The 16,642-nt window shown below is 39.6% G+C and carries 18 protein-coding genes; 13 read left to right on the top strand and 5 right to left on the bottom strand.

Annotated elements, in window-relative coordinates; all coding sequences use genetic code 11:
• Positions 1–213: 213 nt before the first annotated feature.
• The gene (locus AC1XUO_RS07620; RefSeq protein WP_483329174.1) at positions 214–1,656 is read left to right on the top strand and encodes a hypothetical protein; all 1,443 of its coding nucleotides are present in this window, start codon (positions 214–216) and stop codon (positions 1,654–1,656) included.
• A 49-nt stretch (positions 1,657–1,705) separates the two neighbouring features.
• On the opposite strand, the gene AC1XUO_RS07615 is transcribed toward AC1XUO_RS07620, so the two are convergent.
• A complete protein-coding gene (locus AC1XUO_RS07615; protein ID WP_483329173.1) occupies positions 1,706–2,626 on the bottom strand; it encodes a sugar phosphate isomerase/epimerase family protein in 921 nt (306 codons plus the stop codon).
• Positions 2,627–3,291: 665 nt separating this feature from the next.
• On the opposite strand from AC1XUO_RS07615, the gene AC1XUO_RS07610 reads away from it, so the two are divergent.
• The 12 genes from AC1XUO_RS07610 to AC1XUO_RS07555 all read left to right on the top strand — a co-directional run bounded on the left by AC1XUO_RS07610 (position 3,292) and on the right by AC1XUO_RS07555 (position 12,254).
• Entirely contained in the window at positions 3,292–3,969 is a 678-nt protein-coding gene (locus AC1XUO_RS07610; protein ID WP_483329172.1) for a hypothetical protein, read from the top strand.
• 11 nt (positions 3,970–3,980) lie between these two features.
• The gene (locus AC1XUO_RS07605) at positions 3,981–4,994 is read left to right on the top strand and encodes a hypothetical protein (protein ID WP_483329171.1); all 1,014 of its coding nucleotides are present in this window, start codon (positions 3,981–3,983) and stop codon (positions 4,992–4,994) included.
• 45 nt (positions 4,995–5,039) lie between these two features.
• On the top strand, positions 5,040–6,056 hold the full coding sequence (locus tag AC1XUO_RS07600) for a hypothetical protein (protein ID WP_483329170.1): 1,017 nt from the start codon (positions 5,040–5,042) through the stop codon (positions 6,054–6,056).
• Positions 6,057–6,137: 81 nt separating this feature from the next.
• Positions 6,138–6,638 (top strand): hypothetical protein, encoded by a 501-nt coding sequence (locus AC1XUO_RS07595; RefSeq protein WP_483329169.1) that lies wholly within the window; start codon positions 6,138–6,140, stop codon positions 6,636–6,638.
• Positions 6,620–7,285 carry a hypothetical protein gene (locus tag AC1XUO_RS07590; RefSeq protein WP_483329168.1) on the top strand — a complete coding sequence of 222 codons (666 nt, stop codon included), beginning with the start codon at positions 6,620–6,622 and terminating at the stop codon, positions 7,283–7,285. Before AC1XUO_RS07595 ends, AC1XUO_RS07590 begins: the two co-directional genes overlap by 19 nt.
• Positions 7,286–7,435: 150 nt before the next feature.
• Positions 7,436–7,708: a DUF6364 family protein gene (locus AC1XUO_RS07585; RefSeq protein ID WP_483329167.1), complete on the top strand. Its 273-nt coding sequence runs from the start codon at positions 7,436–7,438 to the stop codon at positions 7,706–7,708.
• Entirely contained in the window at positions 7,705–8,154 is a 450-nt protein-coding gene (locus tag AC1XUO_RS07580; RefSeq protein ID WP_483329166.1) for a type II toxin-antitoxin system VapC family toxin, read from the top strand. The genes AC1XUO_RS07585 and AC1XUO_RS07580 overlap by 4 nt, the downstream gene beginning before the upstream one ends.
• Positions 8,155–8,160: 6 nt before the next feature.
• The gene (locus AC1XUO_RS07575) at positions 8,161–9,642 is read left to right on the top strand and encodes an Eco57I restriction-modification methylase domain-containing protein (RefSeq protein WP_483329165.1); all 1,482 of its coding nucleotides are present in this window, start codon (positions 8,161–8,163) and stop codon (positions 9,640–9,642) included.
• 131 nt (positions 9,643–9,773) lie between these two features.
• Positions 9,774–10,361: a TetR/AcrR family transcriptional regulator gene (locus AC1XUO_RS07570; RefSeq protein WP_483329164.1), complete on the top strand. Its 588-nt coding sequence runs from the start codon at positions 9,774–9,776 to the stop codon at positions 10,359–10,361.
• A 78-nt stretch (positions 10,362–10,439) separates the two neighbouring features.
• Entirely contained in the window at positions 10,440–10,676 is a 237-nt protein-coding gene (locus AC1XUO_RS07565; RefSeq protein WP_483329163.1) for a hypothetical protein, read from the top strand.
• A gap of 510 nt (positions 10,677–11,186) precedes the next feature.
• A complete protein-coding gene (locus AC1XUO_RS07560) occupies positions 11,187–11,951 on the top strand; it encodes a ParA family protein (protein WP_483329162.1) in 765 nt (254 codons plus the stop codon).
• Positions 11,952–11,954: 3 nt separating this feature from the next.
• Positions 11,955–12,254, top strand: a complete 300-nt coding sequence (locus AC1XUO_RS07555; RefSeq protein WP_483329161.1) for a hypothetical protein — start codon at positions 11,955–11,957, stop codon at positions 12,252–12,254.
• 24 nt (positions 12,255–12,278) lie between these two features.
• Here the strand turns inward: AC1XUO_RS07555 and AC1XUO_RS07550 are convergent, their stop codons facing one another.
• From AC1XUO_RS07550 to AC1XUO_RS07535, 4 genes are all read right to left on the bottom strand, one after another.
• Positions 12,279–14,102 carry a M64 family metallopeptidase gene (locus AC1XUO_RS07550; protein WP_483329160.1) on the bottom strand — a complete coding sequence of 608 codons (1,824 nt, stop codon included), beginning with the start codon at positions 14,100–14,102 and terminating at the stop codon, positions 12,279–12,281.
• Entirely contained in the window at positions 14,099–14,593 is a 495-nt protein-coding gene (locus AC1XUO_RS07545; protein WP_483329159.1) for a hypothetical protein, read from the bottom strand. The genes AC1XUO_RS07550 and AC1XUO_RS07545 overlap by 4 nt, the downstream gene beginning before the upstream one ends.
• Before the next feature lie 95 nt (positions 14,594–14,688).
• On the bottom strand, positions 14,689–16,080 hold the full coding sequence (locus AC1XUO_RS07540) for a pyridoxal phosphate-dependent decarboxylase family protein (protein ID WP_483329158.1): 1,392 nt from the start codon (positions 16,078–16,080) through the stop codon (positions 14,689–14,691).
• Positions 16,081–16,172: 92 nt separating this feature from the next.
• Complete coding sequence (locus AC1XUO_RS07535) at positions 16,173–16,631, bottom strand: DUF1572 family protein (protein WP_483329157.1); 459 nt, start codon at positions 16,629–16,631, stop codon at positions 16,173–16,175.
• Positions 16,632–16,642: the final 11 nt, after the last annotated feature.

Here is a 16,642-nt window from a genome sequence, read left to right as displayed (position 1 = left end):
CCCTCAACTAAGAAATAGTCAGTAGTAACGCCTATGACGTATCACTTTTACTTCAAGCTGTTTATTTTTCTTGTCATAATATTCGCTGGAATTGGGCTGTATTTGCTTAATAAAAAATCTGAAAAGAATAAGCAGTATGCGCAAAAGGCTGATAAATATTTCATTTTTTTATTAATTCTTACCTTCCTATTTAGACTTCCTTATGTTTTAAATATGGAAGTCAATGTTGATACCAGCACCTGGCTTAGCTCGTTGATCGCCATTAATTACTATCCGGACTGGCTCTGGACATTTTTCAATTTCACAGATTCGCGCCCGCTGACGGTCTTTCCTTTAATCCTCATTTCCTGGCTGGGAGTTCCTGTAAATTATTACACTTCCGAATGTCTTGGAATAATATTATGGCTGGGAAGCTTATTTTTTTTCTATAAAACGCTAAATCTTTACCTTGAAAAATCAGCAAGTCTGATCATTTCCTGGGGCCTGTGTCTTTTTGTCGGCACGATGTTTCTTCCAGACTATACCTCCTATAACTCGGAACAACCAGGAATTTTAATGCTGACAGGGTGTACCTATGGTTACATTCGTTATCTGAACAAAACAAAATCCCACTACATTACAATAGGCTTTACCGGACTGATACTGGGAAGTCTTCCTTTTGTAAAATTCCAGAATGTTCCAATGGGAATTTTAATAGCGGCAGCTTTTTTGATCGAAATTATTTTACGAAAGGAATGGAGAAACATTATTCTTTTCATTATCGGAGGTATATTGCCAACACTGCTCATCAATATTTATTATCTGTCAGTGGACAAACTGATGGTTTTTTGGAATAATTACTTTTGGAATTATTTCTATTACTCCTACACCACACAATTTTCGAATGTCCCGATCACTGAAAGATTTAACCCAATCCGGATATTGAATTTTATCTACTATTCGGCTAATTCCCGCATATATATGTTTTCCGCTACATTTTTAATCATTGCGGCGATAATTTCCTGTTTGAAAACTTCCAGCTTCTGGACACTCAGAAATAAAAAAACAATCATCTTCTGTTTTCTTTTTCTCTTAATCAGTCTCTATTCCGTGCTACAATCCGGAAATTCATTCCAGCATTACAGACTGTATCTTTTCGTACCGCTCACATTACTTATGGGAGTTTTGATCGCTTTGTCCGGCCAGGAACAAAGAAAAAACCTTTTGATTTCGTTTTTAGTTTGTTGCACGATTATGGCGGGTTTTAATCTTTACATACGCCCTGACACTGCCGACAAATCTTTCCAAGGTTTAGATTCAATTGTTGTCAAATTCATTGAAAAAGAGACCGATGCCGGCGAGCCAATCGTAGTCTGGGGATGGCGCGACCGATTATATGTCCTGGCAAACAGGCCGATGGGATTCAGAGACGCGCATACTTTTCATTTTTCCTTAAAATCTAAGTTGATTCCGTACTGGACCAAAGATTTTATTGAAGACATGGAAATGAACAAACCTTCCCTATTTATAGACGCCACCCAGCCAGAAGACTACTCAATTTTCAGCAAGATGTTGATACCCTACGAAAAAGTGCCTGTGATAAACGAATATGTAAAAAGTCATTACACACTGATTAGCAAAGTAAGGGGAACACGTATTTTTAAACGAATTCGTTGAAAATCCGGAAGGTATATAAAAAGTTACCCACCGGATTTAATTAATGATTTTAAGCTAAAAACTGTCTCAAATAGTTTCTACTGGTTAGGATCGCGGTTTGCACATCTGTGATATTTGATTCATAAGCCTTATCCTCAACTTCAATCACAACTGGTCCCCGGTAACGGACATCCGTCAGGGCGCCAAAAACTCCCCGCCAGTTTACGTCACCCAATCCTGGTAATTTTGGCGAGTGATATTCCAGCGGATTTGCCATGATCCCTACTTGATCGAGTTTATCTTTATATAATTTTACATCCTTCAAATGAATATGATGAAGCCGTTCTTTGTATTGATAAATCGGTTTCACTTCATCCATCATTTGCCAGATCATGTGCGAAGGATCGTAATTCAGGCCGAAAATTCGACTTGGAATAATTTCAAACATTTTGTCCCATACGGCAGGACTTATCGCCAGATTTTTACCGCCGGGCCATTCATCATCGGTAAAAAACATCGGACAGTTTTCAATTCCAATTTTGATATTATTTTCTTCGGCAACTTTCACGATCGCCGGCCAAACGTCCGCAAAAGTTTTCAAATTGTCCTTTATACTTTTAGAAGGATCCCGACCGATAAAAGTAGTAACCACAGGAATATTTAATTTTGCCGCACCACGAATGACCTGTTTGATATGTTCAATATAAAATTCAGATTTAACAGGATCCGGGTCTAACGGATTCGGATAATATCCCAAAGCGGAAATGTTAACATGCGCTTCTCTCAAAGCATAATGAATCTCAGAAATTCTTTGGGTGGTCAAATTATTTACATCAATATGTGTAACGCCTGCATAACGGCGGCTATCAGCGTTATCCGATGGCCAGCACATCATTTCGATACAGGAAAATCCGTTGTTCCCTGCAAATTTCACAACGTGCTCAAAACTAAAATCAGCTAATATGGCACTGTTGAAACCTAATTTAAGCATAATGAAAGGGATTAATAGGTAAGATTGGTTTGTTAATGATCAGATTCCCGATGGTGAAATTAACAATATCGCCGGATAATCGAATAGTCTACCGACACATTCAAGCCAATTACCGTAAAGGTTTTTTACACAGCTTCGACCTTCGTACATTTCAGAAAATTGCCCCATATAAAGATCAGGATCATTCAGGTTTTAAGTCATATTTTTTTCGTTTTCGCCTTTTTTGGCCCTGCCCTATATTTTCGCACCGACAGGTTCTCCATCTTTTGACGAATTACAGAAAAATGCGCACGAACACACCAACCTAATGTCATATTGGCTGATGCTTGCATTTTTCCTATTTGAATTATTGTGTACTTATTCGTAACTATTATTTTGTTAAAAAGTATATCAAATACATCGGAATTGTCCTTGGTTGCTTTTGTTTATTAATCCTTTCCATATCCCAATAAATTTAAGTCCGGGAGTTCAGGATTTTTTTAAGCTGCATATTTCATCAAGGAATTATGACCTTCATCAATTCAGGCAGCCATTTGTAACTATACTGCACCAATAAATCACTCGAATTTTAGTAATATTGATACAAGAAAGCAGCAAATCGGCTAAAAATTCGACATTATGGCTGTTTTCGTTATGATTATTAAACAATCTAGATCAACTGAAAAATGGCAGATTCTGAACCTGGTATCGGCAAAAAGATACTGAGCTTTTTTATTAATGAAAGTACAGAACCTACACAAGTTAAACCAGTTCCTGAAACAACAATGGAGCAGCCAAAACCTGCCCCCGCCGCTACTGTGCCCAATGTTGCCGGAACTGCGAATGTTGACCGGAAATTTGTAGAGCATTTTGTGGATTTACTTGAAAAAGCGAACCTCCCAGGTCCGGATTATTTCGAATTCAAGCAAGCTTTGCAGAGTATGGATAGCCTGGGATTGGGTGAAGAAAAACAGTTTCAGGCAGCATGGGCAAGTTTCAAAGCCATGGGTGGAATCAAGGATCATGCAATTTTGAAGACATCGGCCGATCAATATCTTTCCATTTTAAGCAAGGATCGGGAGTCATTTTTGAAAGATGTTGAAAAAGCAATCAGGGAGCGCGTTGGATCGTTGACGGACGAAGTGAAAAAACTTGAAGACAATAACGTTGCTTACGCGCAAGAAATCGCGAATCTTCAAAAGAAAATTGATGATAACAAAAACCGCCTGGGCCAGATTTCGGGAGAAGTGGCAGAACAAAGCTCTAAACTAAATGCAAATCGGGACAGCTTTGAAATAACCTATCAAAGTTTTGTTGAACAAATAAATTCAGATCTTAATAAAATTAACCAATACATTAAATAAAACCTTCAACTATGGCATCACCAGACTTCACTCAAATCGGCGGCCCGCAGGATGATATTTCCAAGCGATCCTATTGGAGCAAGCCGGAAGGAATTACCTCATTGCTTTTTCTCGGCGGACTTGGCGCCTTTGGCTTGTATTATTGGAATAAACTGGCAGCTTTTCTGATTGACGTAACGCAGAATACACTTTACCTGGGCTTTTTGCTTGCAGTATTGGCTGTGTTGGTTTTTCTGTTTACGAGCAAAGATGTACGGACCGCAGTTTTCTTCCTGTTCAAAACACTGATGCGTAAGATTACAGGTCTGATTATCAAGCTTGATCCGATTGCCATCATGAAGATCTACATTGACGATCTAAAAGAAAAAAGGGAAAAAATGCAAGGTCAGATCAACATTCTTGCAGGACAGCTAGTTAAACTAAACAAGAAGATCAGCGAGAATAATGAGGAGATCAAGCAGAAATTTGCAGAAGCCAATAAGGCCAGCCAAATGACGGATCGCCCGGGAATGAAAGAAACTGCTTCGCTTGCAACCATCGAAGGTGCCGGTTTGCAGGAAATGAATGAGAAATTATTTCCATTACAGCGCAACATGAAGACCATTCTTGAATTCATGGAAAAGGTGAACAAAAGCGCAGATTATATCATCAAGGAAACGGAGATTAAGGTAAAACTGAAAGAGGCAGAATATAGAATTGTCAAAGAAAGTTCGAATGCCCTGCGTACTGCGGTTAGTATCTTCAAGGGGAATCCTGACAAAAAGTTTTATTTCGACGAATCGATGGAGTATATCCAGGACGATATGAGCATGAAACTTGGCGAAATGAAACGCGCCATGGACCTTTCTCTTGATTTCATCAATGGCGTCGACGTTCAGAACGGACTTTTGTCAGACAAAGGTCAGGCTATGCTGGAAGCTTATAATAAAGGAGAATTTAAACTGATCCAACTCGATGCGCCTAATCCGCCGTCCCGCTCGATTGACCCTCCAAAAAGTTCCAGTTATAAAGGCTTACTGGACTAACGCGATTTATTACAATAATATTTTTCAATTTACTTTAAACAAACAATGAAAAGACTAACCGTTGCCGGAAGATTATTAATTACAGCCCTGGTTATAGGAGCCATTTTTGTTGGCTATAAATATTTTGGCGGCCAGCAGGCCCTTGAAAAAGTGGCCCAAAAACAAAATTCAACAGTTGATTCAGTATCTTCAAACTCAGAAAGCACTGAAAGTTCGGAGGAGTCATCAAATGAAAATTCCGCAGTTGCAAGTTCCCGGGAAGCATTTAATTACACTGCCCCCGAACCTGTCGACGGGAAATTGAAGGGCGTCGTTGAACTTGGAGCCAGTGGGTTTAATTCGTTCATCATCAAAGTTGACAGTGAAAAACGCTGGAAGCTGGAAAAATCGGAATTTGGTAACAGCCTTGTAACAGAAAATATGGCGACGGACGAAGATATCCGTATCGGACTTAAAAAGTATATTGGAACGATGCTGGATTTTGGCGTTGGCAAAAAAGACATCCATTTCGTAGTGAGCTCTGGTGCAGCAAAAGCAGATGTTACAAAAAAAATCACAGCAGCTTTAAAATCTTTGGGTTATGTGGTAAACCAGGTAACTGCGGAACAGGAAGGACAGTTAGCCTTGAAATCGGTATTACCTGCTGACTACGCGACAAAAGCTTTTGTGGCTGATATTGGTTCAGGAAATACAAAAATCTCCTGGATTTCAGGCGGCGGAATTAAAGCAATTGAAAGTTATGGTGCAAAATATTTTCAGGATGGTACGGACGATAAAAAAGTGTATGATGAAGTAAGTTCAAAAGCGAAACAGATCCCTTCTGAACTTCGTAAAACTGCTTTCATCATCGGCGGTGTGCCTTTTGAAATGGCAAAAGAAGTTCGTAAAGACAAAGAACGTTTTACAGTTTTAAGCGCTCCATCTGACTATTCCAAATTATCAAATGCAAAGTCAAAAGCTGGAATTAATATCTATAAAGCTATCGCAGATGCAACAGGTTGTCAGCAATTTGTTTTCGACTGGGATGCCAACTTTACAATCGGTTTCTTGTTAACTTTATAAAAATTTGAAATTTCTGTGGAGGGAGGAATGGAGAGAGGGTTGCCCCCTGCCCCATTTCTCCCTTTTTATATATTAGACAAAATGACGCTTAGAGATTTATTTGATCAGGTTTCTTCCAATTATTGGCCGTTAGCCAGCTATTTTATTGCGCTCCCGCTTATTGCCTGGGTTGTCGGGCAGCTTGCGACGGGCAGTCGGGACGTTAAATTTTGGGGAATTATTTATGCGATCCTCGTATATGCTGTCTGTATCCCGGGAATTTTTGCGGTAACACTAAATATTTACCTGTTTCTGTTTGAGAGACAAAGTATCTGGCAGGCAAATATCATTATGCAGTTTTTACCTGTAATTTCGATGGTATTAACGCTGATGCTGATCAAACAAAAAATCCCATTCTCGCTTATTCCAGGTTTCGGCAAACTTTCCGGATTTCTGACGTTGATCACGGCGTTGATTGGCGTGATGTGGTTTGTTGACAGAATTCATTTGGTCGCCTTTACTTATGTGCCTTTTGTATATATCGTGGTCGGATTTGTTGGTGCATTGCTGCTTATTAGATTTGCGTGGAGCAAACTGTTTTGAGAAATACCTTTTACATACAAATCTCAGTCAGTGACGAGCAGAAGCAATTTGCACGCCAGCTGGTTGAATATTCCCTCCGTTTTCATAAAATCTCCAACATTTGGGATCATCATGACGAGCGACTATCGAAAACCAGAATGTTAAGGTATACCGGGACTTTGGGAGAAATTGTCTTTGCAGACCTTTACCACTTCCCCCGCCCGTCAAAATCTTTTGGCGACAGTAACGGACAGGATTGGGGACAGGATTTTCTTATTCAATCCGATGATCAAAATTTCTCTGTGGATATCAAGTCGATGAAAAGACGTTCGGGAGATTTGTCGTCTAATTTTGTTTTAAACATCCCCGCGCATCAGCTTCACAAACCCGGATCAAAAACCTCGCACTATTTCTGCATATCATTTCACCAATCCGAATCTCGCGGAACCATCGCTTCGCTTGTCGGTTTTATTGATAAAGAAGCTTTGGAAAAAGGCGAAATTGGGACTTTCTACAAAGCAGGTTCAATTCGTTTGCGACAAGACTCAACTTCATTTACTTTTCATGAAAATACCTATGAAATATTGTTAGGCGATATCGATTCTCCGGTGTTGACTGACTTTGTTCGAAGTATAAAAGGATTTAAGATTTGCCATTTGAAAGAATAATAAGTATACGTATATTTGAAATAATATTTACTAAACACATACGTATAAATTTTGACTTATAAAACAAATGAGCACAAAGGTGATAAATCATAGGCCTGCCAAGATTTGAGTATCATAGAATGCCACGTCTACTAAAACTTTGTTTTGAAAATGAAAACATTAAAAGAACCAAAAGTAAAATTGACCTTAACAGTAAGAAAGTCTATTATTCAAGCAGCGAAAGAATATGCTACTTTGGATGAGATTTCATTATCTAGCTTGGTTGAAGACTATCTATCTGAATATTTAACAAAAAGAAAAACCGGAAATGAGGCTAAAAATCTACCAGACCAGCTGTTTGGTTTTGCGAAAGACTCTCCTTTGAGTAGTAAAACGGATGAAGAAATCAGAGCTTTGTGGGTGAAGGATAAATTTAACTTATGAAGTTGTTTCTGGATACAAACGTTATTGTAGATCACGCGCTCGCTCGAAGCACAGGACAACCTATGGAAGCCAAAATTATTATATCCTGGGCCTACGACAATAAAATTCCTTTGCTTATATCTCAGGGAAGCTTTTATACTTTCACTTATTTGCTTAGAAGAAGTGGCGTTTTAGGAGAAGAATTGAAAATTAAACTTCGTGCTTATCTATCCTTTCTGGATGTTGCCAACACAGACAAAGAGACTTTGTTGCAAGGCCTGAATTCCTCGTTCCGTGATCTGGAAGATTCTTACCAATATATGACTGCCGTTCAGGAAAAATGTGACTATCTGATCACCTCAAACATTTCAGATTTTAAGTCGAATAAAAAACATAAGATCAAGCCAATCACGCCCTTGGATTTTGTTACTCAAATTCTCGGGAAGAAAAAAGGAATTGATTATTGAAAATTAATGGCATCACAGACACGCACATACGATAAGAAAAAATTGCTGGGGCAAATTTATACGCCTATACATATCGTAGAAAAAATTCTAAAAGATACCGGCTTTTATGAACTGGATTTTGGTGCTCAGACCATTCTGGATCCAGCCTGCGGAGATGGGCGTTTTCTAATTTCCATCGCCCAATATATTATTGAAAATTCACCGGCGGAACAATTAAAACAAAATCTGGAAAATGTACACGGCTGGGATATCGATGCAGATGCAATCGCTGCGTGCCGGTTCAATTTAGATTCGCTGGTCAAACCTTATTCGCTGGATATCAATTGGAATCTGAAAAACCTTGATGCTCTGCAACAAATTGATAGTTATGAAAAATTTGATCTGATTATTGGAAATCCACCATATATCAGGATTCAAAATCTGGATCAGGATCAGCGATTTTATGTTCAGCAAAATTATTCATTTTGCCGTTCAGGATCAACCGATACGTACGTCGCGTTTTTCCAGCTCGCTTGTCACTTGGTAAAAGACTCCGGCACTTGTGGATTGATCACACCAAATTCTTTTTTAAGCTCAGAGACGGGTAAAATTCTTCGAAAACATTTCGTCGAAAATCAAAACCTAAAACAGATAACGAATTATCGTTCTGTAAGAATATTCGGTACTACGGGTACTTATGCAGCCATCACGATTTTTGGCCAGTTACCTTCCGAAACTTTCCGATATGAATTGAGTGATTATGATTTTCAATACGGCGTAAGAAACATTGCTTTTACCGAACTAAGTTCAGATTCCCAGTGGCATTTATCTACTGATGAAAAGACGGATTTACAGGGTATCACCTTGGGAGATATCTGTCAGATTTCAGTCGGTTTAACAACCCTGGCTGACAATATTTTCCTTTTCAAAGTATTGGATGAAAGTGACGGTCTGATCACGGCAATCAGTAAAAATGGAATCGTTAGTAAATTTGAAAAAGCAATCTTAAAACCAATTGTTAAAGGCTCTAAACTTAAAAACTCCTCTGAACCAATCACCGAGCACATCATTTTCCCATACGAAAAAGACGACACCGGTAAACATAAAATTATTCCGGAAGACATTTTAAAAGCAGAATTCCCAAATGCTTACCAGTACTTAAAAAGATACAAGCGTCAGCTTTTAAAACGAGACAACGGAAAAGTCAATCCAGTGGCTTGGTATGCCTTTGGCCGTGCCCAGGGTTTGGACTCGTCATTTGGAAAAAAAATTATTTTCTCACCAATGAACCGATTCCCAAATTTCGTTCTCTACGACAATCCTGATTGCACGGTCTACTCCGGATATTTCATCAAATACGAAGGAGAATATGAGCAATTGCTCTCGCAGCTAAACTCGCAGCGTATGGCAGATTTTATTGCGATTGCCGGCCGTGATTTTCAAGGCGGATACAAGGGCTATAATAAAAAAGTAGTTGAAAACTTTATCATAACCGAAATTTCGTCGTGATGATCGGTTCAATTTTATAATCTGATCTAATCCATTTACATCAGAAATCACAGACTTAAAGCTAAAAATTCGAGTATTTTTATTCCAAATAATTTATAAATAAACGAACGTTCATTTATATTTGTGCAAATATGAGGACAAGAGACACCAATAAGGAAATATTAATACGGGAAAAGGCAATTGAAATGATTGTCAGCCATGGCTTTGACGGGCTTAGTATGCACAAACTAGCGAAAGCTGCGTCAGTATCAGTTGCGACCATTTACATTTATTTCAAAGACCGGGAAGATTTAATCCAGCAGCTTTACACCGAAGAATTTGAAAAAATGACAGTCGCAACATTAGTAAACTTTGATCCCGCTAGCCATTTCGATGAAGGTTTGCGTGTTCAGTGGATGAATCGTTTGAAATACTGCCTGGAAAATCCATTGAGTATGACATTTATGGAGCAAATGAAACACTCGCCGCTCATAGACCGATCAATAATGGATCGAAGATTTATTGACGCAATGACCCAATTTGTTCAAACAGCGATCAGTCGAAAAGAATTGATTCAGCTTCCGATTGAGATATATTGGTCGGTTGCCTTTGCGCCGCTTTATCAACTGGTAAAGTTTCATATTTCCGGTACCAGCATGCCAGGCCAGCCGCCTTTTATCCTCGGTGACGAGCAGATTGACCTAACCCTGTCTTTGGTTCTAAAAGCTTTGAAACCTTAAAAAAAAGTCACGTCAAATTAAAGTAAATCTGATTCTCAAACGTCATCTGCTTAAATGTTAAATTCAAACTTATTAGTCATGCAAGCGCAATTTCCGGAAAACAAACATGTGCTGGTTTTCAAAACCAATCTTCACCACAGAGATATGAAAACAATAGAGCCGGTATTAAATGCGGAAAGCAAAATCATCAGGTGGAATGTGGACCTTACGGACATCGATAATGTTCTTCGAATTGAATCGAGCGTACCGCATACAGAACATGTCATCGCTATCCTGATCAACCAGGGATTCTATTGCGAAGAATTGATTGATTGATAGAAATCATTTACATTCCAAAAACGCTATACAACAACGTTAAGCTTTATCAGGAACCGCCTTTCCAATTATTCTAATAGTGCAATTAGAGCGAGAGAAGGTTTAACAATTCAGCCTAAGTTTAAACAAAGAGCTCCCCGCAGGTATGTGTGTTTGCGAGTCTAATTAATCATATTCTTCCATTTCTCCTGGCTCTTTTACTTTTGCCATTTTGCCTTATTCACTGGTGGGGAATTAGTATTGTCGCCAGGTGATTAGTAAGCAATAACCTCACGAGTAAAAATTTTTGTTTTTTTTGAGAATTCAGCTTGGGGAAACAAACCTAACTATTTGACTATCAATCTTATTCAAATTTTACTTTTAATACTTTCTATACTTATATTACTTATTAAAATATTATTTCTTTAAAAACTTTCTATTTGATATCATTAGTTCTACCTATATTTTACCTTTATTTACAAACGAAACTTTGAATCAAATCTTAACTTTTTATACATATAATACTTTTAAATGAAGATCATCAGTATTGTTAACAACAAAGGTGGTGTTGGAAAGACAACTTCCGCACAGAGTATTGCAGCGGGTCTTGCTAAGTTTGCTAATGCACGTGTGCTGGTAATTGACCTGGATGCTCAGGCCAGTTTGACAAAAAGTTTTGGAATTGTTCATAGCGGTTTGAAGAAAGACAGTGGTTCTTTCATTACCGGAGAATTTGAATTTGACGAGATTGTAAAACGCGTCGGCGATGTTGATATTTTGCCTGGTTCGGCAGAAATGAGCCATAAAGAAGATACGATCAAATCGGCTCCTATTTTTCCTTTCAACCTGAAAATCGCGCTGGAAAAGATCAAAGATCGTTATGACTTTGTAATCATCGACTGTCCTCCAGCGCTGAACGGAAATACAAGAATGGCGCTTGTTTCCTGTCACCAATATTATGTACCGCTGCAAGCTGAATTTTTGAGTTATGAAGGTCTGCGCAACTTCCTGGTTTATTCCGCAGAAATCAAAAAAATAAGCCCGACAACCAACCTGGGTGGCGTCTTCGCAACACGGTATAATCCTAAAATCAGAAAGAAAATAAGTCACGAACTTATCAGCGCAACCAAAGAGCAACTTGGTGACGTATTTATGAATAGCTATATTCGTGATAATATTGCTTTGTCTGAAGCGCAGGCAGGCGGAACTAATATCTTCGATTATGCCCCAAATAGCAACGGAGCGGAAGATTATTACAAGCTAACGAAGGAAATTCTGGAACGTATAAACAATTAAAATATGGCAAAGGACAAGAAATTTGATTTCGCACCTCTACCCATTGTCTCTGACATCAACGACGATTTTGAAGTAAATTCATCAACAACTGAGAATTCTGCTCCTACAAAAGTTACATTTGACTGCGACTATGTGCTCCTTGAAAAAATGAAGGACTATGGCTACTGGGAGGGACTTACTCAGAAAGACATTATTCTTGAAGCACTGACACGCTATTTCGACTCAGCGGAGATTCGTCCACGCCCAGAAAAAATCCGGAATAAAACAAAAGTTGGCAGAAAGCCGAAGTCTTTGGTTAATTAAGATTTGGCAAACTATTGCTGGAAGTTACTCCAGCAATAGTTTGCCGGAAGTCTTGTTATTGCCGTTTGAAAGGCGGTAAACATAATTACCCGCTCCCAGATTCTTAAGATTGATTTCTGTTGTCTGTCGGAAAAACTTTTGAAGAATCTCCCGACCGCTCATATCAAAAAGCGTAAATGCTGACAAACCTTCAAGCCTCACTTTGATATAAACCATTTCTTTTGTCGGATTAGGAAAAACCTGAACCCCATTTCTCATATCATCATCAACAGCCAGCACCGGATCGACCAGAACTTTTGTCTGCGATTTTGCCGAGCACCCGTTTTTGCTTATTACTTCTACCTCATACAATCCGGAATCAGTAATCTTGGCATTTGCAATCAACGGATTTTGTTGGTCTGACTTAAAATCGTTGGGCCCGGTCCATTTATAGCTGTCATTCTCGGAGGATGTCAAACGGATCGTCGCTCCCTGGAAGTATGGCCCGCTGTTTGAAGCGACTACCACCGGATTTGGATTTACGTTTATTTTTATAAAAGCCTCGTAAGAAACTAAGGCCGCATCCTGGCAAGTCGCGTTGTAGGAAGTGGTACCCGACGGGCGAACCGAGATCATTTCAGTCCGCTCCCCGGTGGACCAAACGATGTTACCAGGACAACCGAGTGCCGTGAGAAAAGAAGCCTGCCCGGCACAAACAGAATCCTTCGAAGCTAAAATGCGAAATCTCAGCGGTGCCTCTTTCTTTTCAATTTTCCAGCTGACAATTTTCGACCGCTTAAACTGGCGCTCATCCTGTTTACTGGTAAAGGTTGAGTCAAAAATTGTTGCGGTAAGCGTCGTGATACGATTCCTCAAAAAGTTATAGGAAACTGTTATCTTTTCTGCTTTGGTTCTGAGCACGCGCCCGTCCAGCGCCCAGGTGATAGCTAACGAGTTAGGATTTGGCTTTAACAGATCCAGGGCAAAGGACTGCCCCTGCTGATTTATCACGACAGGTGCGCTGTTAGCAGGAGAAAACGTTTCAACCGGATCAACTAAGTCCAAAATTCTCTCAACGGTGGCTTCCCGGCAAACGTTACAAAACTCTTTATTCAATAATTCCATCAGACAATTGGCTGAGGTAGGTTTATACCAATGTGATGCCTCGCCCTCGCCATGTCTGAAAACTCCTACATTATTTGCGCCGAGCCAGTTTCGCCACTTGATCGAGGCAGGATCATTATTTTCGGTCATGTTTGAAGCTTCCCAGCCATAGCCCGAACCTGCCCAATACTCATCGTTCAAATGTGTAAGTGTATGCCCTATTTCGTGAACACCAATTTTATTGGCCTGGCTGTCGAGTGTATGCACAGCGAATGAACCACCAGAGCCACCGTACCAGGGCGAATTCGCAAGAATCACGACAAGATCGTAGGATGGAAAATTGGTCGCCAGAACTTTTGACATGGCCGAATAATTAGAAATAGTAACAAGACGGTGAATCCGCTGTCCAAATGAGGAACCGAAATAGGTATCCTTTTTTTCAACCGGCTGATCCGTATAAGCATCAATTGCAGAGCCGGGGTTTGTGATACCGCTATCTTTGGACGGTGTGCCAATTGAAAAAATGTTGAAATAATTCTTGTACCGATCGTACGGTGAATAGCTCAGAAAAAAATCAGCAAACTTTTTTGCCTCAGAAGCAAATCTCGGCAGCTCTTCCTGCGTAAATCCATCCCCCAGAATGACGATATTGACCCTATTATCAATCCGGCCAGCTTGATAAATTGTATCGACAGAAAATTTCTGAGCGCTTGAATTAAAGCTGAAAAAGATCAGAAAAGCGAGTAAGGCAAGATGTAGTCTCATTTCTTTACCAGAAGACTATATATTTTTATTTCTCCGTTTGGAGTTACACTATATAAGTCAATTTTCTCCCTCGCCGGGTCGTCCTGAATGCGAAACGACAAAGTTCCTTCCCTCGCTGTTTGGGCATGCTGGCTCAAAGTTCCCTCTTTACTAAATACTTCAACCGAACGAAATAAAGGATGTTCGTAAAATATTTCTATTGGCTGTCTTTTATCACTAAAATTATGAACTGCTTTAATTTGATTCTGCTGAATCCTGGCCGATCCCAGATCCTTCATTTTACCGTTGCCAGCGATTGCGTTGACAAGATTTGCCCTAACCGGTTCTTTTTCACCTGCCTGTGTGATCAGAAAATCCAGAAAGAGCATGTGATCTGTTGCTTGACTGTCGTAATTCGGAAGCTTACTTATACTCACAAAAGACTTTGCCTGTCTGCAATTGACCATTTGCAAACTCAGAATAATAAGAAATAAAGCAGAGCGTCTCAGCATGTATATCGCTTTTTAGGGGTCTAAAAATACAGACACTAAAATACAGAAAAGCGTTGCGACGGGCATCATTATTTTTACAAAAAAATAACAATCGGTTACAAAATTTCTAAAACCATTTTCATTTCTTCAAAAACGGAACTTACATCTTCCCTCGTTGTCAGGTAATTAACAAACGCAGCTCTGATACATAATTCGTTACACAAAACGGTTTGCGTCATAAATACTTTCCCCGTTTTGTTCAGAACATCCAAAAACCGTGGTGTTTTCTCCTGTTCCTTCAATCTAAAACACACCACATTTAAGCGGACAGGTGCCGTCAATTCGAACGATTCATGGGCAGCGAGACAAGCACCAAAAAAATTGGCACAGTCGATACTATTTTCAACAATTGAACTAAAACCTTCCTTACCATACGCAACCAGGCTAAACCACGCCGGCAGCGCTCTAAATCTGCGTGAATTTTCCGGCAGAAAATTCAGATACGAAAAATTTTCCAACGGATCTCCCAGATAAGGGGCGTTAGAATTCTGGAAAGTCTGCACTTGCAATTTAGAATGCTCCTTTCGTGTGAGAAAAACGGCACTATCATAAGGCACATTCATCCATTTGTGGCAATCGATGGTGATACTATCTGCGTGCTCCCAACCTTTTATCAAATGTTTATGATCGGCTGAACATGCTGCAAAACCACCAAAAGCTGCGTCCACATGCATCCAGAACTTATATTTTTCTTTAAGATTTACAATTGCGTTCAGGTCGTCAAAATCAACTGTATTAACTGTTCCGGCACTGCAATTGATAATAATTGGCCTTCCTTTGAATTCCATTAATTTCTGTTCAAGAATATTCAAATCCATGGCTTCACGCTCAGGAAGTGTTTGAACCGTGATAACATTATTACTACCGAAACCCAGCATCGACAGCGACTTAATTACCGAAGAATGCGGCGTTGCCGCTAAGACAACGATTTCATTATTCATACCTTCCCTGGCAATATCTCTTCCAATTTGCGCACCGGCCCATTGTCTGCCCACTGCGAGTCCGGTAAAATTCGACATCGTCGCACCGGAAACGAAACCGCCGTTGAACGTATCCGGAAGCTCAAACAATTCCGTGATCAGGCGAATGGTTTGTTTTTCCAAAATTGCTGAAATGTCGCCATGCCCCTGCATCGCCTGTGTATTTTGATCAAAAACAGATGTCAGCCAATCGCCAGCCAGCGCGGCCGGGGTAACCCCTCCTACCACATATCCCCAGTAACGCGGACCGGCGCTCGAAACGATCAGTTTTCGAAACTTTTCGTTAAAATATTCAAGTGTCTTTGATGTACCTAAACCCGCTTTTCCGAGTGGTTCAAGATCCACATTTTGATCTCTCTGCGAGGTCTTAACTTTGTCAATTGTAGCCAGATATTCCGTGCTGTATTTTTTTATTTCATCCAGGATCAGTGAATAATTTTCCAGATCGCTTTTAATTACGTTATTCATTTCAACCCTTTTTACTTCGAAATTTAATTTTCTTGACATTCCAACAGACGACCTAGGGAAATTTTCCAGTTACTGATGCTTACCAGTTCAACTTATATTTCATGATCAACGATTCTTCTATGGTAATTGATTTGTCCGGTGTGCCAGGCCAGGTGCTGATACAAATGCGTTAATATGAAAGAATAACTTTGCTGGTTATGGATCTCGACAACATCATGCGGATACTCGTCCGCCATCGTTTTTTCATTCATTTTAAGAATTGATTCCGGAATAATTTCAAGCAGGAAATTGATTTCCAACAACAGCTGTTCCTTTGTAAAAAGGCGCAAGCCAAATTCAGCTTCCCGATCTCTGGTGTAAGGAAACTGACCTATCTGCAATCCTATGTAAGTTCTTAAATTCCCAATAATATGCTGACAGATATGACCACCAGAATTAATCGTCCCGGGTAATTTCAACCAAAGTGATTCTTGCGTGGCATAAGCGGATATTTCTTTCTTCAACCTGTTCAGATCGCGTTCGTAGAGGATTATATATTCTTGTAATTCCATTTTATAATTAT

This window comes from Dyadobacter sp. HNCC25DJ186 (genome assembly GCF_056895235.1).
Note: the sequence above shows the minus strand (reverse complement) of the source record. Positions and strands in the feature narration are given on the sequence as shown.